Origin of the sequence: Desulfovibrio subterraneus, assembly GCF_013340285.1 — a bacterium.
In the GTDB taxonomy this organism is placed as follows: Bacteria; Desulfobacterota; Desulfovibrionia; order Desulfovibrionales; family Desulfovibrionaceae; genus Halodesulfovibrio; species Halodesulfovibrio subterraneus.
Map to the genome: position 1 here is coordinate 206,261 of NZ_BLVO01000012.1, position 20,435 is coordinate 226,695.

Sequence of the window (20,435 nt, forward strand, 5' to 3'; positions counted from 1 at the left end):
ATGATAATCAGGCCGCCTCTTTTTCATGTACTGCAAAAGTGGTGGAAGACGGATATCGTTTGGTGTAGTGCACTATTGGTGTGCGGTATCTCTTTGCCCTAGGTGCGAAGAGGCTTGGGAGGGAATTATCCTGATGGTTTGTCATCAGGGGATAGACACACTCGATAGTGGATGGAGTAGCATAATGAAGTTACGTACTAAAATGACCGGTTTTCAGGTTCTGGCAACCTTGTTGACCGTATCCCTGCTGGGTGCAGTATGCATAATGCAGATGCTGGGATACAGTGCGAAGGAGTCGGCAGCGTACCGGACTGAAGCGCTGGCAAAGGAAGAGGAGCGGCTCAAGGACTATGTGACCATGGCTGCGGGGGCCATTGAATCATATGTGCAGCGCTCCAAGGATGTGGAACAGCTCAAGATGGTCAAGAAAGATGACCTGAAACGGGTTGTGGACACTGTATACAGCCAGATCATGGAGCTGCGCAAAAGCAGGGCAAATCTGCCTGCGGAGCAGCTGAAGCAGGAAGTGGCAGAGCTTGTCCGCTCCATTCGTTTTGACGGAGACAACTATCTCTGGATCAACGATACGACTCCCCGAATGATCGTGCATCCGGTAGATGCTTCCATGAACGGGGCGGACCTCAGTGATTATCGCGATGCAAAGGGCTCTGCCATGTTCCGCGAGATGGTGCGGGTGTGCCGTGCTGACGGTGAAGGCGTTGTTTCCTACTACTGGGCGAAACCCGGCGAAAAAGAAGCCTCGCTCAAGATTTCCTATGTCCGCCTGATTCCGGGGCTGGACTGGATCATCGGTTCCGGTGCCTGGCTGGACGATATCACCGGAGAAATGAAGCGCGAGGCCATGGTACAGCTCTCCCGAATGCGACTCGGAGACGGCAACTATTTCTGGATAAACGATACGGACGGTCTGATGGTCAGCCATCCCACAGAATCTCTTGTGGGCAAGACCGTGCTCGACCTGCGTGACAAGAACGGCAAGCCCTTCTTCAAGGCCATGGTGGATGTGGCAAAGGCCAATGGTGAAGGAACCGTTGATTACGTGTGGCCCAAGGCCGGGTCGGACAAGCCGGAACCAAAGCTGTCTTACGTTCGTCTCATCAGGGACTGGAACTGGGTCGTCGGCATGGGCATCTATGTTGACGGAGTGGAAAAGGCCATAGTGGCCCGCCAGCAGGATATGCAGGACACCATTTACGGCATGGTGCGGCTGGTGGCGTTGCTTTCTGCGGGCATTCTCGCAGGTATCGTGGCCGTGAGCATACTGTTCACGCGCAGCATCACCAATACGCTGGGCGGCGAGCCGGATGAAATGGCATCCATTGCGGGTACCGTGTCGCAGGGGGACCTGACCATCGGCTTCGGCCACAGGGATGCGCGTGGTGTGTACGCATCACTCAAAGCCATGGTCGAAAGGCTGACCGGTGTGGTGCAGGATATTCAGGCGGCAACGGAGCAGGTGGCATCCGGTTCGGAAGAACTGGCCGCCTCTTCGGAAAGCATGTCGCAGGGGGCCACCATGCAGGCTTCGTCCGTTGAGCAGGTTTCTGCCTCCATGACGGAGATGCTGGCCGGAGTGCGCCAGAATGCGGAAAACGCACGCCACACCGAAACACTCGCCACCAAGGCGTCGGACGAGACCCAGCGTTCCAGCGAGGCGCTGCAGCGCACGGTGCAGGTGATGCACCAGATATCGGACAAGATCACATTCATTGAAGAAATTGCCCGCCAGACCAACCTGCTGGCCCTGAACGCCGCCATTGAGGCTGCCCGCGCCGGTGAACACGGCAAGGGATTTGCCGTGGTGGCCGCAGAAGTGCGCAAGCTTGCCGAGCGCTCGCGCGAGGCGGCGGGCGAAATTACCGAACTGGCTGTTTCCAGCGTGGGTGTGGCCGAAGAGGCCGGACGCATGCTGAACTCGGTGGTTCCCGATATTCGCCGTACTGCAGACATGGTGCGTGAAATTGCCGCAGCCTGCTCCGAGCAGGAGGTGGGCGCAGGGCAGATCAATTCCGCCATCGGACAGCTTGATACGGTTATCCAGCAGAATGCCTCTGCGTCCGAAGAGCTGGCGTCCACTGCCGAAGAGTTTTCTGCACAGGCAGAACAGCTGCAGCAGGCCATTGCCTTCTTCAAGGTGAACGGGAGCGCCATGGTGGCGCAGGAACCCCGGCGAAAGGTGGCTGCCTCTTCCCCCGCACGGCGGGTTCAGACGGCCAGACCCGCTTCCGGCAGAAAGCCCGTTGCCGGTGTGCGTCTTGCCCTTGAGGACGACGATACCGATTTCGAGCGTTACTAAAAGTATGGTATAGAGGCTGCCCGTACACCGCGCGGGCAGCCTTTTCTGCAAAAAAAGAACCCCGCCTTCCTGTCTCTGGAAGGCGGGGTTTTTCCACTTTTCCCCAAAAGCGGAGCTCGATGAGTGTGCAACTCGTGTCCGGTTGCTACAGCCTGAAGCTGTATCTTTGTGCAGCGTCTTTCGCCCTTGCTGCCGCCCCGTCCCCAAACGTGTGCGGCGTGCGTCGACCTGATCGCGGTTTGGAGCGCCCCCGCGCTCTAGCCGCTTCTTCCCCCGTAGCGTCCTTACGGACACTGGTGCAGGTTACTGTCGTTTCCAGCTGCGGAAGAGTCCGGACAGACCCGGTACGGGATGAACCGGGGTGCAGTACTGGCCGAAGGCCGGTTCCAGCTTGTCCAGATCGCTGTATTCATCGATGAGCAGGATGTTCATGAGATTGAGCTCATCCGCAAAACCGATGAATCTGGTCTTCTCTTCCCCCAAATAGAAGAGAAGGTACGACGGAGTCCCTGCGATGGCGTAGGTTCTGGAGAATTCGGAGAAATACTCCGGATCCAACAGACAGACCGAAAACTGATTTGTAAATTTTTCGGCGACATACTGGAGCGTTTCAATCTGCTCTGCATGCAAAGGGTCGTTCTGCAGACATCCGGCGAGTACTGGGCGCTTCTCAGTTCTGAGCAAGCTGGCAAATTCTGTAGGTGTAATTGTGTGTATCATGGCCGTGTCCTTTGCTGTCGTCTGAAAAGACATAGGCAAGGGTGATGCCATGTTTTGTTTTTGCTCTTAAAACAAGTAGTTAGTGTGCTTTGTGAGAAAGATAGGGTGTATAAATGTGTCTCGCTAGTGTCTCAAGTATGTATCAAGAGACATCTCTAATGTGTATCGTGAGACAGTGTGTGGGGAGGAGTAACTGTCTGGAAAGGACCGGACGGGGCCTGTAAGACCGCTATGACCGGATGCCATCAGACAAGGGGAGGTACGATTGGGAAAAGATCGGATCGGCCGGACAAGACCTGACCAGAGTGGGCGGGCCAGATAGGACGGGCCAGATAGGACGGGCCAGAGAGGATCGGGCCTGAGTGAGTGGACCAGAGAGGATCAGGCCAGAGCGGGCCGGTTCGGACCTGCCCGGACTGGCTCGAGCTTGCCCGGACGTGCCAGACGTGCCGGACGTGTCAGGCCGTTCCCGCCCTGTTCAGGCCAGCGTAGACCTGTTCAGAACGAAGCAGACCGGATCAGTCCAGACCAGACAAGAGTGGGCTGGTTCAGACCGAAATGCCCAGTTCGTGCATTTTCCGGTACAGGGTGGCCCGACCTATGCCCAACTGCCGTGCTGCCAGTGCCTTGTTGCCGCGGGCGGCCAGTATCGCTTCGCGGATAGTCTCCGGCGACAGGTCATGAAAGGCCGGTCTGGGTGGCATGGGGTAGGCTGCATGGGGATGATACCCCGTGGACATGTGGGGGGGGACAGCGTGTTGTGGTGTTCCGCCGGCCATGCTGTTTGCGCTGTTGCCTGCCGGTGCGGCTGGTTGACCCTGCATAGGGAAGGACGCTGGTGCCGACATGGGGGCGGGCATGTGAGCCGATATGGGAGCCTGATGTTGCTGGGCAAACGGTGAAGACAGCTCAAGCATCTCCGGTGTGAGGTGTTCCGTGCTTATAAGCCCCTGACGGGCGAGGATGCTGCCATGCTCGATGACATGCTTGAGTTCGCGCACGTTGCCCGGCCACTGGTGGCGCATGAAATAATGCATGGCATCTTCGGAGATACCCGTGATGCGTGTACCCAGCTCCTTGTTGCACAGGGTGATGAAGTGGCTGGCCAGAGGGGGAATGTCGTCACGGCGTTCCCTGAGCGAAGGCAGCTTCACATGCATGACATTGAGCCGGTAATACAGGTCGGCCCTGAAGCTGCCTTCCTGTATCTTCTGTGCAAGGTTGGCGTTGGTGGCGGCAACAATGCGCACGTCCGCCTTGCGGGTGGTGGTGTCGCCGACCCGTTCGAATTCCTTTGATTCGAGAAAACGCAGCAGCAGAATCTGTATGCGCTGAGAGACATCGCCGATTTCATCCAGAAATATGGTGCCGCCCTCGGCAGCCTCGAACCGTCCGGCCTTGTCTGCCACCGCGCCGGTGAATGCGCCGCGCACATGACCGAAGAGCTCGCTTTCCAGCAGGCTCTCGGAAAGGGCTGTGCAGTTCACCTTGATGAGGGGACCGTGGGCGCGGGCTCCGTTGTGGTGCAGGGCATCGGCAATAAGCTCCTTGCCCGTGCCGGATTCACCCGTGACCAGCACGGTGGTGTCCACCTCGGCAAGGCTTTCCAGCAGGGTGTAGAGCTTTTGCATGCGCTCACTCTTGCCCACGATGCTTCGGAAGGAATGCCGGGCCTGCAGCTGTTTTTCAAGTGAGACTATGCGTGTGATGTCGCGGATGAGCAGCACGGCACCCTCGGCTGCTTCCTGACTGCTGTCTGCCTGCGACCTGAGCGGGGCGCAGCTCAGAACCAGCACCTTCTCCATGCCTTCGGCACGGTACTGGGTGCGGAATTCCCGCACGGACTGCCCAAGACCTATGGCACTGGCAAAAACCTGCCCGAAGGCGTCAATGGCGTGGGGAAAGGCACTGCTGAAGGGCATGCCCATCAGGGAGTCGGCACGCCTGTCGAAAAAGCGTTCTGCCGCCGTGTTCAGGCTTATGATGTTCAGTTCTCTGTCCACGGTGATCAGCGGGTCGAGCATGGATGAAAAAACTGTTTCCAGATACCGCCGGTAGTGGCGGTTTTCATCCAGCGCTCCGGTGAGCTGCGTATTGGATGCCGTCAGCTCCTTGGTACGCTCTGTTACCTGCTGCTCAAGAGTGACGTTGGATTGTTCCAGACGCTGGAACAGTCTGAAATTTTCCACCAGCGTTGCCGTGGCAAAGAGAATGACCGTGATGAGATAGTAGCCGATATCCGCGCTCGGTTCTTCCGCATTTTTTCGCAGCAACCCCACGAACATGCCTATGGGACCTGTGGCGGTGGTCAGCGGGTGCAGCAGGAGCCGTTCGCCGTTGCTCGCGGAAACCACGGTGGGCTTGTTGCGTCCCAGCGCCCAGGCAAAAGAACGGTCTTCAATGAGAATGCCCACTTCATGCGCCATGTGCTCTGCAGAATCCGGCGCCGACGTCCACACGGGGGAAAAGGCGAAGCTTTGCTCATCCACCATGAAGAAGCTCTGGCAGGAAAAAGCCATCAAGCTTTCCAGCTTGCTTGCGGCATCACGCAGAATGGCATGTTCGCTTTCCACGGCGTCGAGCGTTGCGCCGTAATGGCCAAGTGTGGCCGCCAGTTCCAGTGCGCGCAAGGCGGCCCTTCTTTCGGCTGGCAGAGTGTGCAACGGGTCCGGAGTATCGGTCATGCTAGGCTTCTCTGATGAAAATATTCATCATTTCGGACATCTGTCGTCCGTGCTGCAAGATAATGGATTCCAGTGAGCTCGGTGGCAGGCCTATGGCGTCCAGTACCTGCGGGGTAATGGTGGGGGTGTAGAACGCGCCGTAATCCTCGTTTCTCAGCCCCAGAGCCAGCGTATCGCCCAGCTGGACAATGGCCGCATCCAGCAGCGGCTGCCCGTTCAGTGGTGCATGGTGGTGGCGTACCATGTGGGTAAGGCTTTCGGGAATACCCCATGCCTCAAGCAGCAGGCCGCCCACTTCGCTGTGGTCGAAACCGCAGACCTGTTGTTCGGCCTGTTCCAGCGGAATGCTGTTTTCGCGTGATACAAGTATGGCCTTGCAGAACGAATGGGGCATGGCGCGCAGAATGAGCAGCATGCCTATGTCGTGCAGCAGGCCCGCCACGAAGAACCGCTCTTCCGAAAGACCGGGTTTTGTGCCGGCTATCAGCCGCGCCAGCGTGCCGCAGGAAACGGAATGTTCCCAGAAGTGCTGCATGTTGAGCACCGCAGAAGGAATGCTGGAAAACGTGTTTATGGCGGAAATGCCTATGGCAAGGGTGGTCAGCTCGTTTATGCCGAGAATGGTGATGGCACGTTCAATGGTGTCTATGCGGGAAGGAAAACCGTAGAACGGGCTGTTGACCAGACGCAGAATCTTGGCAGTAAGGCCGGGATCGCGGCTCACTACGTCGCCCATGCGGCGGGCGGAGCAGGCGGGCGATTGCAGTTCTTTGAGAATCTGGGTGTATACGGAGGGGAAGGAGAGCAGCTTCACCTCGCTCTGCACAAGCGATGCGGCCGTGTGGCCGTTGTTGTCCGGCTGGGTGGCATCGCACTGCGTGCGCAGGTCGCGCAGGCGTTCTTCCGACATGGGAACATAGGTGTTATCCCGCATCCGTCTGGCCGTGCGGATAATGCACAGGCGGCGGAACTCTTCCAGAAACGGGTTATCCCGGTGTTTGTCCTGAAAGGAAGCATCCACCACGCGAACTGCCTGTTCCATGATTTCGGGGGCAATCTTCTCCGGCGACTGGCCGGAAATTTCCTTGCGGCTTACACCTGCGACTGTGGCTTCCGTCACACCCCATGCCTTCATAATGGCGATCTGCTCTTGTTCAAGCACAATGCCCGCAGGGAACAGTCTGCGGTTGTGCACGCCACGTACTTCGGCTTCCAGCTTCATGCCGGGGAGCAGTTCGTCGATATGCAGTGTGCCCACAGGAGACTCCTTGTCAAAATCGTGTGTGTCGATGATACAGGAAGGATGCCTGTTTTCAAAGTATCGCTGCTGGATAAAAAATACTTCCTGCCGATGGTGGCATGGTGTAACAACAGTTACGCCTGAAATAGTCTCGTCATGAAGCCGGAAGGTGATGTTGAACCGGATAACCGTTTGGAGAAGCTATGCGCGCGCTAGTGGTGGAAGATGAATTCATAAGCAGAATCGTACTTGAGAAGATGCTGGCTCCAATTTTCGAGGTGGATGTGGTGGTCAACGGTGCCGAGGCGCTGGAAGCGTTCGAACTGGCACACAGCGAGGAGCGGCCCTACCGACTTATTCTCATGGATATCATGATGCCGGTGAAAAACGGTCTGGAGGCTCTTGAGGTCATCCGGCAGCGGGAGGATGACCGCACGCTGCCGAGGGCCAAGGTCATCATGACCACTGCCCTTGCCGATATCAAAACCGTGGTGAGGGCCTTCGATTCCGGGCAGGCGTCCGCCTACATAGTAAAGCCCATCGACAAGGACAAACTGTTCAGGGAACTGAAGACGCTGGGACTCATCGACGATTGATCGCTCCCGAACCGGGCCGGAGGAATCGCACATCATGCATGACGACGACCAGATTGAAGAATTCATGGGGGAACTGTACGACAAGTTCTACCCGCAGGTCATGGACGGACTGGACCGCATGAAGGAAGGAGATGTTCATGCCGGTATAGAAAATCTTTCCCGTCCGCTGCATACCATCAAGGGGGTGACCGGCTTCATGGGGGGCTTTGAAGTCGCGTCTACTTTCACGCACAAAGTGGAGAGTTTTCTCAAGAAAATTCAGGCCGGAGATGTGGAGCTGGACGATGCGGTGACAACCGCAGCCATTACCTCCGTGAACATGATATTCCAGGTCATTGAACAGATACGGGATACCGGCAGTGGCCCGCAGGGCGAGATGGACGGTGTGCTGGCCCGTATCCGTGAACTGAGCGAATCAGGCGAACAGAACAAGGTTGTCGTTGAAGACGGTGTGCGTCTTTCCGTTGTGGGCGGTGTTATCGTTGCGACTGTGGCCATGCAACGTGTGCATCTGCCCGCGCAGAAACAGTTGCTGCTTGATGTGATGAAGAAGCAGAGCGCGGGGGTTCCCATTGTGCTGGATCTCTCGACGGTGCTGTCGGTGAGCACATCTGTCTGGGATGTGCTTGAACCGTTTGCGGAAAAATTTCCTGTGCACGTGGCAGGCATGCAGCCCTTTGTGAACGGGCTGTTCCACAGCTGGGGATACGGAGCCATCTTTACGGCCCATCCCAGTCTGGAAGCGTTCTTCGAACGGGAAACCGGCAGCGGAGGTAACGCATGAAAGACGTGATTCAAGCCAGCATAGAGCAGATGGAAGCTGCCGTTGTGGCACTTGAGGAACCGGCCTCCGGGCCGGAAAACGTGTCCAATGTGCTGAGCATGCTCGGGCTTTCGCACCTCAAGCTGCCTTCTGCCCAGCTCATAACACTTTTCGATATGCTGAAGGACGGCATTCAGCCGGTCACGCCTGAGCTTGTTACTTCGCTGCTGGGTATATGCGAAGCGCATAAGCGCCTTTTGTATGCCCTTGGCGGGTTCGTCTCCAAACGGGCGGAAGAAATAGAGGCCAAGGCTGCGGCGCTGGCTGCCGCAGGGCCTGCTGTTGTTGTGGTGCCTGAATGCGTGGGTGAAGACCCGTGCGAAAGTGTTGATGAAGCCGATTCCCCTGCAGATTCCTTCGCAGATGCGGAACGGGACGAAAGTGCTGCAGGGGCTGATGACGCCGCAGCGGCACAGGCCCAGGCTGCAGAAGCTCCGGGCAAGGCGCAGGATGGCTCCAACGGCAACGCCCCAGCACGCGGCAAGCGCGAAGGCATATTCTCTGTCCGCGTGAACACGGAAAAGCTGGATAACCTCATAGACTGGGTGGGCAAGCTCATGGTGAGCTATGCGGTCATTTCCCAGAACAAGAATCTTGATTCGGCCACCATTTCCGGCCTGCGCGAGATGGACCTTGTTATCGACCGCATAAAGTCCGAGGTGGACCATATCCGGCTCGTGCCGCTCAAGCAGATCTTCATTCCCCTGCACCGTCTTGTGACCAGCACGGCGCAGAAGGTGAACAAGAAAATCGAGATGGTGGTGGAAGGCGACGATCTGGAACTGGATAAGATGATCGTGGAGAACCTGAACGAGCCGTTGGTACACATGCTGCGCAACGCCGTGGACCACGGTGTGGAACCGCCGGAAGAGCGCACAGGCATAGGCAAGCCCGCCACAGGCGTGATACGCCTGCACGCCTACCGCAAGGGAGACCATGCCTATATTTCCATCCGCGACGACGGACGCGGCCTGAACCCCGAACGCATTCGCAACAAGGCCAGAGAAAAGGGCCTGCTGGAAGAGGGCAAAACGTACACGAATGAAGAACTCTATCAGTTCATCATGGCGTCGGGTTTTTCCACAGCCGAGACGGTGACGGATATTTCCGGGCGTGGCGTGGGCATGGATGCCGTGCTCAACGCGGTGAAGGAACAGTTGAACGGCGAGGTGCGCGTGGACAGCGAACTGGGCAAGGGAACTACCTTTCTCATCTCCATTCCGCTGGCCCGCTCGGTGAACGAAGGTATTGTGGATGCCCTTATAACCCGCGTGGGTACGGAAATCTTCATCATTCCCAGCCGTGACGTGCTCGAAGTGTTTGCGGCGAAAAAGTCGGATACCGTGGAACTGCCGGATGGCTCCAGAGCCGTGAGCGTGCGGGGCGAAACCTTCCCCATCATTCCGTTGGCAGACTATTTCGGCCTGATTGCCCGTCCCAATGCGGACGGCTACCTGCACACCATTGTGGTGCGGGTGGGCGATGCCAGCGCGGCCCTGCTCATAGACGAGGTCATCACCCAGCAACAGGCCGTGGTGACAGGCTTCACCATACCGTTGCAGAGCATCTACCAGATTCCCATCCTCGGGTTCGGTATGCTGGGCGAAACGGATGCCCTTGTGGTGGATGTGGAAAATCTCATAGACCGCCTCAAGGCATCGGACGGAGGGCTTTCCTCCAAGGTACGGAGGGTTTCATGAGTGCCTATCGTTCTCCCGACCGCAAACGGGTCGTCATAGCCGGAGGCGGATTCGCAGGATTGTGGGCAGCCCGTGCCCTTTCCCGCTCGGCTGCGGTGGACGTGCTGGTGCTGGACAGGAACAACTACCACACCTTTTTGCCGCTGCTGTATCAGGTGGCAGCGGCGGAGCTTGAACCGGAGCAGATTTCCTATCCGTTGCGAGGGGTGTTCCGTTCGCTGGACAATGTGGACTTTCGTCTCTGCTGCGTTACCGGAGCGGATTTTCATGCCCGCATCGTGCATACGGACGGGGGCGATGTTCCCTACGATTATCTGCTGCTCGCCATGGGCAGCAATACCGAGTTTTTCGGCGTGCCGGGGGCGGATGAACACGCCTTCCGGCTCAAGTCGCTGGAGCAGGCCATAGGGCTGCGCAACCACATTCTCACACGGTTCGAGATGGCGGCCCATGAGCCGGACCCGGATATCCAGCGGCGCATGCTTACGTTCACGGTTGTGGGCGGCGGCCCTACCGGTGTGGAATATGCCGGAGCGCTGGCAGAACTGATCCGCAACCCCATTGCCAAGGATTTTCCCGACTTCAATACCGGTCAGGCCCGCGTGGTGCTGCTTGAGGCAGGCAGCGGCCTGCTGGCGGGGTATCCTGAAAAGTTACGCCAATACACCTTCCGCCGACTGTCGCGTATGGGGGTGGATGTACGGCTTGAAAGCACGGTTGCCAGCGTGGAGCCGTATCAGGTGCTGCTCAAGGGGGCATCGCCTGTGGCAACGGAAACGGTGGTCTGGTCGGCTGGCATACGGGGCAACAGAACGGCAGACGCCATGAAGCTTCCGCTCGGGCGGGGCAGGCGTGTGACTGTGCTGCCATCGTTGCAAATTGCGGAGCATCCGCATGTGTTCGCAGCGGGAGACCTTGCGCTTCCGTCTTCCGGTGAATCACCCATGATAGCTCCCAATGCCACACAGCAGGGCGCATTGGCGGCGGAGAATATTCTGCGTCATATACGAGGGGAAGAAGTCCGGCCCTTCAAGTATCGCGACAAGGGAGCCATGGCGACCATCGGCAGATCCAGCGCGGTGGTGCGCATAGGTACGCACACGGCAACGGGCTTTGTGGCCTGGGGGCTGTGGCTGTTTGTCCATCTGGCCTACCTTATCGGGTTCCGCAACAGACTGTTCGTCATGGTCAACTGGGCATGGGACTATCTGTTCTTCGAGCGGTCCGTGCGGCTTATTCTTCCTCGTATTCCGTGGATTGAACGGCAAAGGCACTCTCCGGCTTCCTGTGTGGGAGATGATGAGAACAGGTCACAAGGCTCCGGCAAATGAACGGAGCGTAGCAGGGTCGGTCAGAGAAAAAGGCATCGCCAAAGGCAGGATATGTTCCTGCCTTTTTTGTTTTAATTCAGACTATTATGTTTGATAGGAACAAATTGGGGAACATTTCTGTTCCCAATGTGCGGATTTGATGCGGAACAGGCAGAAAACAGGCCAAAAACAGGTGCATGGTATCCCTGTTTCAGACTTTTGCGTTCATGAAGCGCACATATGTTGTTTGAAACTAATGCCAATAATTTAGCGAGTTGTTGTGTTATGAACATTTTCCACAGGCAGAAGCGAACAGTCTTCTGGCATATACGGTTGCTGAATGCAGATTGACCGGTGCAGGCTGTGGAAAAAAGAGAAAGCCCTGAAGTAATTTCAGGGCTTTTACCTTGTGAATGCAGATGAATAGCTATGTTGCGAACACTATAGAAGAACGAGCCGCACTCCCCACAGGGTCATCATGGCGTACAGGCCTGCAATGGCGTCGTCGACCATGACACCCCAGCCGTCGGGGAGCCAGTGTTCGGCATCGCGGATGGGATAGGGCTTGAAAATGTCAAAGAAGCGGAACAGGGCGAATGCCGCAATAATCCACTCCCAGCCGAGGCTGGCGAAGGGCAGCATGGTCAGCCACATGCCGAGCAGTTCGTCTATGACAATCTCGCCGGGGTCTTTTTTACCGAGCATTTTTTCAGCACGGGTAACGATCAGGCTGCCGAAAATGAAGATAAGCCCGAGAATGAGCACCCGCCATTCAAAAGAAAGCGGCAGAAAGAACAACGGGGCAGTAAGTGCGGCTGCGGCAGAGCCGACAGTGCCGGGAGCCTTGGGCGAAAGCCCGCAGGGACCGAGCCTGCTGGCCTGCAGGCAGAGTTCGTCCGAAAAAGTACGTTCATTCATGGGAGTGTTTGCTATCCTGTAAGCGTGAGTATCGGTAGAGAAAAAACGTCTATGATCCGTATGCTACAGATGGCGGGCGGAAAGTCAATCCGGCACATGCTCAAGGTGAGTGCGGGCAGGTGTTCTTGCTCTTGATCGTGCGAGTGTTGGTATGATCTCTTGTTGTGTCGTCTGACTTGTTGTACTGAGTACTTACTGGAGTCAGTTGCATTTTCAAGAGAACAGCAAAGCGGTGGAGGCGTGGCTTGGATAGCACCCGCATCTGGTTGACCTCTCTGTGGCTTTTATTGGCCAGCCTTTCTCTGGTATCCGGAAGTCCGGCCCTGGCAACGCCGCCCGGCGCAACGCCTTTGGTCACGAAGCCTTTGGTCATCGTAACGGGTGAGCGGCCTCCATACGTATCTGAGCATATGCAGGAGTTCGGCCCTGCAGCGCGCATTATACACCGGGCTTTTGAACTGGGCGGCATAACCGTGCAGTTTCGCTTTTTTCCGTGGAAACGATGCGAGGCCATGCTGGATGGCGGAATCGCCTTTGCCTCATTCCCTTACCCCATTTCCGAGCGCCACAAGCGACGCTGGAATTTTTCGCAGCCCCTGTTCAGGGGTGAAACACATGCCTTTTTCATGGAACAGCGTTTTCCCGGTTTTGAATACCACGGCATCAAGTCGCTCAGGGGCTACACCGTGGCCGGATCGCTCGGTGATTTTCTGACTGACCGCCTGTACACGGCGGCGGTGGATGTGGATCTGGCACCGGATGAGGAATGCTCCTTCAAGAAGCTGTACTCGGCAAGATCGGATATTCTGCTGACGGATAGAAATGTGGGGTGGTACCTTATCCACAAATATTTTCCGCAGCAGGAATCGTTGTTTCAGATGAGCCGGAATACCGTCATCACAATGGAATACGCCCTGGCAGTCTCCCGCAGCTATCCCGATGCCGGAAGGCTGCTGGATATCTTTAATGCGGGGCTGGCTGAATTGAAGCGGAACGGCGAGTTTGACAGCATCTGGAATGAATCTTTCTGCCCCGCAGAAGACGTGCGAAAAGGCGCCAGCCTTTACGGTTCAGGAAGGGGAAAGCTGGCCCGGGCAGATTTCTAGAACGTGGTGTGAGAGCCCAGCACTTCCTGCAGTTCCGTTGCAATCTTGTCCCGGTAGTGCTGCACGGCTTCCGGACTGGACATGACCATGTCCAGCTGGCGTGTGTGCATGGCGAGATAGCCGAGCACCTGCAAGGCGCGCAGCATGTGCTCAAGCGGCAAGCCTTCCATGCGCGCGGCAAGGCTGTCGCGTATTACCTGCACACGGAAGTTGTTCTCTTCCAGAATATCCGCAATGAGCCGCACGCGCATGAGCCGCCTGTCGGCATCGGCTGCCCCGCCCTTGAAGCGGAACGCCGCAAAGTTCTCTGCATCCACATCGCCTGCAAGGGTTTCCACTGTGCAGAAATGGTAGCCGAAGCGCGATTGCAGCGTGCAGAACCGGCTGCTGACCAGAAAATAGTTTTTCATGCTGTAGATGGACGCGCTGGAAGGCTCGAAACCGGGGTCCAGCGCCGACTCTGCCAGCACGGAAAGGAACCCGCGCGCATGCACCGGAGGCGGCCCCTGCCACGGTATATGCATCATGCCGTGCCACAGGGCATGCATGGGCGGCGAGGCTATGTTTTCGAGCGGAATCAGCTTGCCTGCGGGCGGCGAGCGGAAGGCGTCGTCCAGATCAACAACCCAGAACTGCAGCGGCCTGCCGTGATAGAGCTGCCGTGCAAGGTGTTTGGGAAAGCGGGCATCCTTGCCGTCGCGGAACATCTCTTCAACCGCCTTCTGATGGCAGAAGCGGGTGATGTCGTGCATTGTTTTGCAGTTCACAGCCCGAAAGTCGGGGCAGTCGGGATCGGTGAGCGAGAGCGGGGCTATGTGCGAGAGCACCTGCTTCAGCGTTGCATGGACAGAGGTGCCCTGCATGACGTTGCGCGGCTTGGGGGCCGTGAGCAGCGATTCCACACGCCCTTCAAGCACCAGCCCTGCGTCGGCGTCCACTGTGACGAGCGTGCCAGTTTCAAGCGAATCTGCCTTCCAGCCTGTCCCGAAGAGAGCCGGCACACCAAATTCGCGGGCGACATTGGCAAGATGGCCTGCGGATGACCCCGTACCTGCTATGACGGCGGAAGCGCGCGAGAGCAGGGGAGCCCAGCGGGGGGCGGCGTAGGGGACGACCAGAACTCCGCCTTCGGGAAAGGCAAGTGCCTCGGCCTGCTTGCGGATCTGGACTATGGGGCCTGCTCCTGTTCCGGGAGAGGCGGTTTCGCCCCCCTGAACAAGAACGACAGTCCCCTCCGGCAAGGTGGGCGGGGTGAGGCGCCGTGCAATGGCGTCCGCCGAGGGCATGGTCAGGGGGCGCGACTGCAGCAGCATGAAGCTGGTATCCGGCAGCATGGCCCACTCAACATCCTGCGGGGTGCCGTAGTGTTGTTCCACCCGTTCGGCCAGCGCCGCCAGCTGCTGCAACTGCTCGTCCGTCAGACTGGGCAGTGCTGCCTCTTCCGGCGGGGAATCCACCTTGGCCACACCTTCACCGGGGGCGGTGACATAGCGTTCTTTTTTAAAGGCTACATGGCGTTCCACAATAGCAAAAGGGGCGGTGCGCTGCACGGCAAAGCGGTCGGTGGGCAGCCTGCCGTCCACCACGCCTCTGGGCAGGCCCTGCACGGCGTGGATGATAATGGCCTCGCTGCGCACGTCCACGGGATCGCGGGTGTACAGGACGCCACCGGCAACAGAGCCCAGCATGGGCATAACGGCAACGCTCACGGCCGTGTCCCTGTCGCTCAGGCCGCAGCGCAGGCGGTAGGCCACGGCTTCTGCGCCGTATTTGGAAGCTGCCACTTCTCGCCATGCCTCGGCAAGCGTTTCGGAAGGCACGTTGAGCAGTGAACGGTATTGGCCCGCAAACGCCTGCCCGGGCATATCTTCGCCCAGCGCGCTGCTGCGCACGGCGAGGTTGCCGGTGTAGCCTGTGCGTTCCCGCAGTTCGGCCTCGGCACGGGTCAGGGCCTGCACAAGCTCGTCAGGCAGGGGGGATCGTATAATCTGCTGCTGTATGCGTGAGCACATGGCATACAGGTTGTCCAGCCTGTCCGGGTCTGCAAGCCTGAGCTGCCTGTCGGCTTCTTCATCAAGGCCGCTGTGGCGCATGAAGGCCCAGAATCCGTGTGCTGTAACGGCAAAACCGTCCGGCACAGGCAGGTTGGCCTTGTTGCGCAGTTCGCCAAGGTTGGCCGCTTTGCCTCCCACCTGCGGGGCGTGCTCGCAGCCAAGGGAGGAAAACGGCAGCACCAGCGGACCATCGGCTGGTTCGGGCGTGGTTTCCAGATGGGGAGAAATTTCTGCGCGGATGGCTTCAAATCGTTCCCTGAGCGCCCCATAGCGGCCAGGGGCAATTGTCTCCATGGCCTCGATCATCTGATAGACGGAAGAGACAATGCGGGTGCTCTGGGTGCGCACGTAGGAAAGGTCGTAGGGGGCCGTGCCCTCCAGCGCCTGCTCCATGTGGGACATGGCCTCCAGCGCCTTGTTGTTGGCGCTGATAAGGCGCTTGAAACGCCCGCAGGCTTCACGAAAGGAAGCCCGGAGGCTCTCCTCTTCCGCACTCGAGTAGGGTGCGGAACCGGAAAGCCGCCGGGCTGTTGTTGCTATGACGGCCCATGCTCGAGCCAGCGCGCTGTCAGGGGACGTCATCGGGTATATACCTGTGTCCTTATACTTCCTTCTTCTTCCCACCCTTCATGGCGAGGCCGAAGCCTTCGAACAGGTAGAAGATCGAATAACCGAACCACAGGGTGTATATTACATAGAAGATCAGGGAGAAAGCAAGGATGCCGGTACGGGAAGATGCGCTTTCAGGCTGTACGCCGAAGTAGTTGTAGCCCACTTCCACGCCGCGGTTGATGATGTTGTTCACCAGAGCGGCTTCCTTGAACAGTTCCTGCTTCTTCAGATTCCTTTCAGCGGCCTTCAGGCCCTTCCACCACATGTACATGCCTTCCTTGCCGCCGAGGTTGTAGGCGGACTGCAGGGGCTGTTCATTGTTGGCGAACATGGCGTCGCTGTCGTCAATGGCACGGTTGAGGATGGTGGCAAGGTTGCCGGCTACGTTCACATCCACGCCGCTGACGGCTGCGTCAGCCACGGAACCGAAGATGGTTGCCACCTTGGCGGCTTCTGCTTCGCTGCTCATGTGCAGCTTCAGGGTTACCTGCTTGTCTCCGCCCTTGGCCGCTTCGCGGATGGCGGGGATGTAGTAGGTGGAACCCTTGGAGATGGAGTTGAACAGCTTGTCCGCAGCGTGGAAGGCGTTGTTGCCGTCACCGAAGTTGGGGGTGAACATGGCGATGAACACCACGGAGAACCCAAGGAGCATTATGCCGCCCAGAGAGAACGATTTCTTGTTCATTATCAACATGGTTTAACCCTCCCTGAGTGCGGGAATCTTGGTGATGAAGGTGGAGATAACCCAGAGGCCGAACGCGGCTACTACTGCGAAGAACAGGTAGCTGCCCACGGTTGAGAGGGTTGAAACCAGCGAAGCGGGAAGGTCAATGATCTCCATGGATACCAGCTTGGAGGGCAGGTCGAACAGACGGTTCACGAAGCCGGCAAGAATTGCGATGGCGTAGAAACCGCGGATGTAGATGCCCTTGACCACGCGGGTGGTCAGTGCGCCGAGCTGGATGCCCAGCAGGGAGCCGAGCAGCATGCCCATTGCCAGCGTGTAGAAGATGAAGCCGTAGATGGCGTACTGGGTGATGGAAGCATAGCCTGCGGTGAAGATGATCTGCAGGATGTCCGTGCCCACGGTGGTGAAGCTGGATACGCCGAGAACATATACGAAGATGGGGAAGGTTACGAACCCGCCGCCCACACCCATGATGGCAGCGAGGAAGCCTACGAATACGCCGCTGACGGCAACCATGACGCCGGAGATCTTCTTGCCGCCGGGTACGAGGTCTTCGTCAAAGGTAATCATGGGCGGAAGATTGATGGACTGCAGCTTTGCAGGCAGGCCGGTACCTTCGGTCGGAGCAGGGCCGCCGTGTGCGCAGCCGCCGTCGCCAGCCTTGCGCAGCTTCAGGAAGTCGGCCATGGAGTAGAAGCCGAGGAAGCCGAGCAGAACCACGTAGATGGCGCTGATGAAGGTATCGCTCAGAACGGGGTTCAGTTCGTACAGGGCGCGGTTGATAAGACCGCCGCCGGTAACACCCACGCCGGAACCCACAAGGAAGGCCACGGCAAGCTTGGTGTTAACGTTACCCAGCTTCTTGTGTACCGCGGTACCCATGATCGCCTTGGCGAAGATGTGGAACAGGTCGGTACCCACTGCCAGAATACCCTTGATACCGGCGCTCATGAGCGCGGGGGTGATGATGAAGCCGCCACCCGCACCGATGCAGCCGGTGATCAGACCGGCACACAGGCCGATGAGAATGGATACGAGAAATACCGAAGGCGTGTAATACGCCGGGCTGTATGCAGACTTGCCGCCCAGCATCTGGGGCATGACGTCGCCTGCAACGGCCAGGGAAACCAGCAGAGCGGGCAGCGCCAGAAGCATAAGAATCAGCATCTTCTTGCGGCTCTTGAGAATGCTCATGGACTGCTCGTAGTCCCACCGCGCATGTGCGGCAGATGCCGCCATCATCATTGAATACAATTTCCTCATCGCGTTAACCTTCCTCAGTAAGAACGTTCGTTTCAAGGGTGCCTGCACCTTCCCGGTTCAGCGTGCCGGGGGCGTGCCACACGTTGCCGTACCGCACGGTAGAACAGGTGGTCTGTCAGACACGCGGCCTTGTGCGGGAGGCGTCCCGCAGCTTGAACATCAACTCGTCAATGTCTGCCGGCTTGAGCAGGTAGTCGAAAGCCCCAAGCGCCATGCCGCTTATGGCAACTTCAAGGTCGGCGTGGCCTGTGAGCATAATCACTTCCACCTCGGGGTGCGCCGCCTTGATGCGCTTGAGAGTTTCTATTCCGTCCATTCCGGGCATTTTCACATCCAGTACAACAGCATCGACCGGATGCGTTTCCAGCAGCGCCAGAGCTTCTTCACCTGACCCTACGGAGTGCACCTTCATTTCGCGCCGCTCCAGCCTGCGGGCCACGACGGACAGGAAGTCGGGTTCGTCGTCCACCAGCAATACGGTCATGGATTCGGTTGTCATGTCAGGTCTCCTTCATGTCGGCGGTTCTGCTCCGGTTCTGCGGGAGCATTGATTTCATCCTCGGTGTCCTGTTCTGTCAGCATGTCCTCGTCGGTCTCCATGCGGGGCAGGGTCAGGACGAATATGGTTCCCTCTCCTTCCGTGCTGCGTACTGTCAGCGAACCTTTGTTGCGTCTTGCAAGTCCGTAGCAGATTGCCAGCCCAAGTCCGGTTCCCTTGCCGGGAGGCTTGGTGGTGAAGAAGGGTTCAAAAATTCTGGATCGTACCGATTCGCTCATGCCGGGGCCGGTATCAGCCACTGCCACGCAGACGTGGTCCGCTTCTTCCCAGGTGAACAGAGAGAGCATGCCGCGTTCCTGTTCCTGCATGGCGTCCAGCGCATTGCCCACAAGGTTCATGAGAATCTGCTGCACGTGCGCCTGTGCCGCAAAGGCCATGGAAAGGCCGGGCTGCGGGCGGACGGTGAGCGTTACACCCTGCCGTGTGCTGCGATGTCTGCTCAGTGCTGCCACTTCTTCCGCAATGCTGTTCAGGTCCACGGGGGCGGCTTCCACAGCACCCTGTCTGGAAAGACGCAGCAGGTTGTGGGTTATATCGCGGCATCGTGCACCCTGCGTGCGGATGGTCTGGGCGGAAGCGCGCACCTTTTCCGCAAGTTCTTCGCGGGGCAGGTCGTCTTCGGTAAGATCTTCTATCCAGCCGGCTTCCTGCGTCATGATGGAAACCGGATTATTGATTTCGTGCGCTATGCCCGCAGCCAGTGTGCCGAGCGAGGAGAGGCGGTTTGCCTCAACCATGCGGCGTTCAAGGGCGCGGCGGCGCAGTTCTTCGGAAGACAGCTTCTGCTGCACGTATCCGGAGAAGACCAGCGAGTTGTAGGCGAGCAGCATGGCCAGCACCCCGGAAACGATGAGGGTCATGCCCCATGCAAATTCCATCTGCGGGAAGAGGTGCCCGAGCGGAGTGGCTACAACCACGGCTCTGGTCAGTGCCTCAGGTGCGGTGAAGTGCAGGGCGACAGCCGCCATGGCAATGCTGCCGGGGAAGGGAGGCGTGACGGTCTTGATCTCCCATTCCTTTGTACCGCCCAGCGAGGCGGCGAGCTGTGTGGCTTCTTCGGCGACGGGAGCCTCTATGACTTCGCCGTCAGACTGCACGATGGCGCCGTTCTCAATATAGATAAGGGTAGCCGCAGGAAATACGCTGCGTGCGTTGCGCATCGCTTCCGGCACGGATTCGGACTGCCTGATGGCGGCATGGGCCAATGCGCCGAAGGGACGCTGCGCATCGTTGCCATATGCTGAGAACAGCAGGCTCGCGACCACAAGGGCCAGCAGCACAACTGGTGTAGCAGAAAGAAGAACCACCCTAGCGGCCAGCCAGCGGAAGGAGTCATGTGGGTTTTGGGTTAGGGTCATCGCTGAACCTCCCGCGTGGCCTGGCCGGACAGTGTGGATTCAACAGCCAGAAGCAATCCTTCAGGGTCTGCTTCCTTATACACTGTTCCGGAAGTCGGCATGGTAATTCCGGTATCCTGTCCGGCGGAGAGCGGATGCAGGATGACAGGCACTCTTTCTGTCAGAATGCCCTTGCCGGCTTCCAGAAGGGCGAACAGGTACGGCAGGTCAGGGTCCAGCACCAGCAGGGCGGGGTTTTCCCTGCGCAAAATCTCTGCGGCTTCGTAACCGTTAGATGCAAGCAATACCGGATAGCCCCTGTTCTGAAAGGCTTTCTCCAGCAGCGAGCCTATACGGCTGTTACGCTCCGCTATGAGTATGGTGCAGGCACCCTTGTCTATGACCTGAGACATGTTCATGGCACTGTAAACGCAACCGCCGTGCCAAAAGTACAGGGTTGAGAGAAGAAAATAAAAATACGAAATAACAGCATGTTATCTTTTTCACG

16 protein-coding genes are annotated in these 20,435 nt (G+C 58.1%); 6 read left to right on the top strand and 10 right to left on the bottom strand.

Going from position 1 to position 20,435, the window contains the following annotated elements; genetic code table 11:
* The first annotated feature begins 184 nt into the window (after positions 1 to 184).
* On the top strand, positions 185 to 2,317 hold the full coding sequence (locus tag HUV30_RS04905; protein WP_174404310.1) for a methyl-accepting chemotaxis protein: 2,133 nt from the start codon (positions 185 to 187) through the stop codon (positions 2,315 to 2,317).
* A 303-nt stretch (positions 2,318 to 2,620) separates the two neighbouring features.
* Here HUV30_RS04905 and HUV30_RS04910 read toward each other — a convergent pair whose 3' ends face one another.
* The 3 genes from HUV30_RS04910 to HUV30_RS04920 all read right to left on the bottom strand — a co-directional run bounded on the left by HUV30_RS04910 (position 2,621) and on the right by HUV30_RS04920 (position 6,979).
* A complete protein-coding gene (locus HUV30_RS04910) occupies positions 2,621 to 3,088 on the bottom strand; it encodes a YbbN family protein (RefSeq protein WP_174404311.1) in 468 nt (155 codons plus the stop codon).
* A gap of 497 nt (positions 3,089 to 3,585) precedes the next feature.
* Positions 3,586 to 5,721, bottom strand: a complete 2,136-nt coding sequence (locus HUV30_RS04915) for a sigma 54-interacting transcriptional regulator (RefSeq protein WP_174404312.1) — start codon at positions 5,719 to 5,721, stop codon at positions 3,586 to 3,588.
* A gap of 1 nt (position 5,722) precedes the next feature.
* A complete protein-coding gene (locus HUV30_RS04920) occupies positions 5,723 to 6,979 on the bottom strand; it encodes an HDOD domain-containing protein (protein ID WP_174404313.1) in 1,257 nt (418 codons plus the stop codon).
* A gap of 185 nt (positions 6,980 to 7,164) precedes the next feature.
* On the opposite strand from HUV30_RS04920, the gene HUV30_RS04925 reads away from it, so the two are divergent.
* From HUV30_RS04925 to HUV30_RS04940, 4 genes are read left to right on the top strand one after another with little or no spacing between them, the layout of a single operon-like run.
* Positions 7,165 to 7,557, top strand: coding sequence for a response regulator (locus HUV30_RS04925; protein ID WP_174404314.1), 393 nt, complete (start codon positions 7,165 to 7,167; stop codon positions 7,555 to 7,557).
* 34 nt (positions 7,558 to 7,591) lie between these two features.
* Complete coding sequence (locus tag HUV30_RS04930) at positions 7,592 to 8,341, top strand: histidine kinase (protein ID WP_174404315.1); 750 nt, start codon at positions 7,592 to 7,594, stop codon at positions 8,339 to 8,341.
* Positions 8,338 to 10,080 carry a chemotaxis protein CheA gene (locus HUV30_RS04935; RefSeq protein WP_174404316.1) on the top strand — a complete coding sequence of 581 codons (1,743 nt, stop codon included), beginning with the start codon at positions 8,338 to 8,340 and terminating at the stop codon, positions 10,078 to 10,080. Before HUV30_RS04930 ends, HUV30_RS04935 begins: the two co-directional genes overlap by 4 nt.
* Positions 10,077 to 11,411 carry an NAD(P)/FAD-dependent oxidoreductase gene (locus tag HUV30_RS04940; RefSeq protein WP_174404317.1) on the top strand — a complete coding sequence of 445 codons (1,335 nt, stop codon included), beginning with the start codon at positions 10,077 to 10,079 and terminating at the stop codon, positions 11,409 to 11,411. Before HUV30_RS04935 ends, HUV30_RS04940 begins: the two co-directional genes overlap by 4 nt.
* A 420-nt stretch (positions 11,412 to 11,831) precedes the next feature.
* Here HUV30_RS04940 and HUV30_RS04945 read toward each other — a convergent pair whose 3' ends face one another.
* Entirely contained in the window at positions 11,832 to 12,308 is a 477-nt protein-coding gene (locus HUV30_RS04945) for a phosphatidylglycerophosphatase A family protein (protein WP_174404318.1), read from the bottom strand.
* A 473-nt stretch (positions 12,309 to 12,781) separates the two neighbouring features.
* Between HUV30_RS04945 and HUV30_RS04950 the strand changes: the two genes are divergently transcribed.
* The gene (locus HUV30_RS04950) at positions 12,782 to 13,414 is read left to right on the top strand and encodes a substrate-binding periplasmic protein (protein ID WP_174404319.1); all 633 of its coding nucleotides are present in this window, start codon (positions 12,782 to 12,784) and stop codon (positions 13,412 to 13,414) included.
* On the opposite strand, the gene HUV30_RS04955 is transcribed toward HUV30_RS04950, so the two are convergent.
* The 6 genes from HUV30_RS04955 to HUV30_RS04980 form a co-directional block, all read right to left on the bottom strand.
* Positions 13,411 to 16,050: a PEP/pyruvate-binding domain-containing protein gene (locus tag HUV30_RS04955; RefSeq protein WP_174404320.1), complete on the bottom strand. Its 2,640-nt coding sequence runs from the start codon at positions 16,048 to 16,050 to the stop codon at positions 13,411 to 13,413. The genes HUV30_RS04950 and HUV30_RS04955 overlap by 4 nt on opposite strands.
* Before the next feature lie 19 nt (positions 16,051 to 16,069).
* Positions 16,070 to 16,774, bottom strand: a complete 705-nt coding sequence (locus tag HUV30_RS04960) for a hypothetical protein (RefSeq protein WP_174404321.1) — start codon at positions 16,772 to 16,774, stop codon at positions 16,070 to 16,072.
* Between the two features lie 3 nt (positions 16,775 to 16,777).
* Positions 16,778 to 18,013 (bottom strand): sulfite exporter TauE/SafE family protein, encoded by a 1,236-nt coding sequence (locus HUV30_RS04965; RefSeq protein ID WP_243452074.1) that lies wholly within the window; start codon positions 18,011 to 18,013, stop codon positions 16,778 to 16,780.
* Between the two features lie 133 nt (positions 18,014 to 18,146).
* Positions 18,147 to 18,530, bottom strand: a complete 384-nt coding sequence (locus tag HUV30_RS04970; protein WP_174404323.1) for a sigma-54-dependent transcriptional regulator — start codon at positions 18,528 to 18,530, stop codon at positions 18,147 to 18,149.
* Positions 18,527 to 19,948 carry a sensor histidine kinase gene (locus HUV30_RS04975; RefSeq protein ID WP_174404324.1) on the bottom strand — a complete coding sequence of 474 codons (1,422 nt, stop codon included), beginning with the start codon at positions 19,946 to 19,948 and terminating at the stop codon, positions 18,527 to 18,529. The genes HUV30_RS04970 and HUV30_RS04975 overlap by 4 nt, the downstream gene beginning before the upstream one ends.
* The gene (locus tag HUV30_RS04980) at positions 19,945 to 20,340 is read right to left on the bottom strand and encodes a response regulator (protein WP_174404325.1); all 396 of its coding nucleotides are present in this window, start codon (positions 20,338 to 20,340) and stop codon (positions 19,945 to 19,947) included. The genes HUV30_RS04975 and HUV30_RS04980 overlap by 4 nt, the downstream gene beginning before the upstream one ends.
* Between the last annotated feature and the right edge of the window lie 95 nt (positions 20,341 to 20,435).

Coding starts and splice junctions, on each gene's coding strand:
- HUV30_RS04915 (WP_174404312.1), bottom strand. CDS start 5,721: ATGACCGATACTCCGGACCCGTTGCACACTCTGCCAGCCGAAAGAAGG.
- HUV30_RS04935 (WP_174404316.1), top strand. CDS start 8,338: ATGAAAGACGTGATTCAAGCCAGCATAGAGCAGATGGAAGCTGCCGTT.
- HUV30_RS04910 (WP_174404311.1), bottom strand. CDS start 3,088: ATGGCATCACCCTTGCCTATGTCTTTTCAGACGACAGCAAAGGACACG.
- HUV30_RS04925 (WP_174404314.1), top strand. CDS start 7,165: ATGCGCGCGCTAGTGGTGGAAGATGAATTCATAAGCAGAATCGTACTT.
- HUV30_RS04975 (WP_174404324.1), bottom strand. CDS start 19,948: ATGACCCTAACCCAAAACCCACATGACTCCTTCCGCTGGCTGGCCGCT.
- HUV30_RS04980 (WP_174404325.1), bottom strand. CDS start 20,340: ATGTCTCAGGTCATAGACAAGGGTGCCTGCACCATACTCATAGCGGAG.
- HUV30_RS04960 (WP_174404321.1), bottom strand. CDS start 16,774: ATGTTGATAATGAACAAGAAATCGTTCTCTCTGGGCGGCATAATGCTC.
- HUV30_RS04945 (WP_174404318.1), bottom strand. CDS start 12,308: ATGAATGAACGTACTTTTTCGGACGAACTCTGCCTGCAGGCCAGCAGG.
- HUV30_RS04940 (WP_174404317.1), top strand. CDS start 10,077: ATGAGTGCCTATCGTTCTCCCGACCGCAAACGGGTCGTCATAGCCGGA.
- HUV30_RS04930 (WP_174404315.1), top strand. CDS start 7,592: ATGCATGACGACGACCAGATTGAAGAATTCATGGGGGAACTGTACGAC.
- HUV30_RS04955 (WP_174404320.1), bottom strand. CDS start 16,050: ATGACGTCCCCTGACAGCGCGCTGGCTCGAGCATGGGCCGTCATAGCA.
- HUV30_RS04970 (WP_174404323.1), bottom strand. CDS start 18,530: ATGACAACCGAATCCATGACCGTATTGCTGGTGGACGACGAACCCGAC.
- HUV30_RS04965 (WP_243452074.1), bottom strand. CDS start 18,013: ATGATGATGGCGGCATCTGCCGCACATGCGCGGTGGGACTACGAGCAG.
- HUV30_RS04905 (WP_174404310.1), top strand. CDS start 185: ATGAAGTTACGTACTAAAATGACCGGTTTTCAGGTTCTGGCAACCTTG.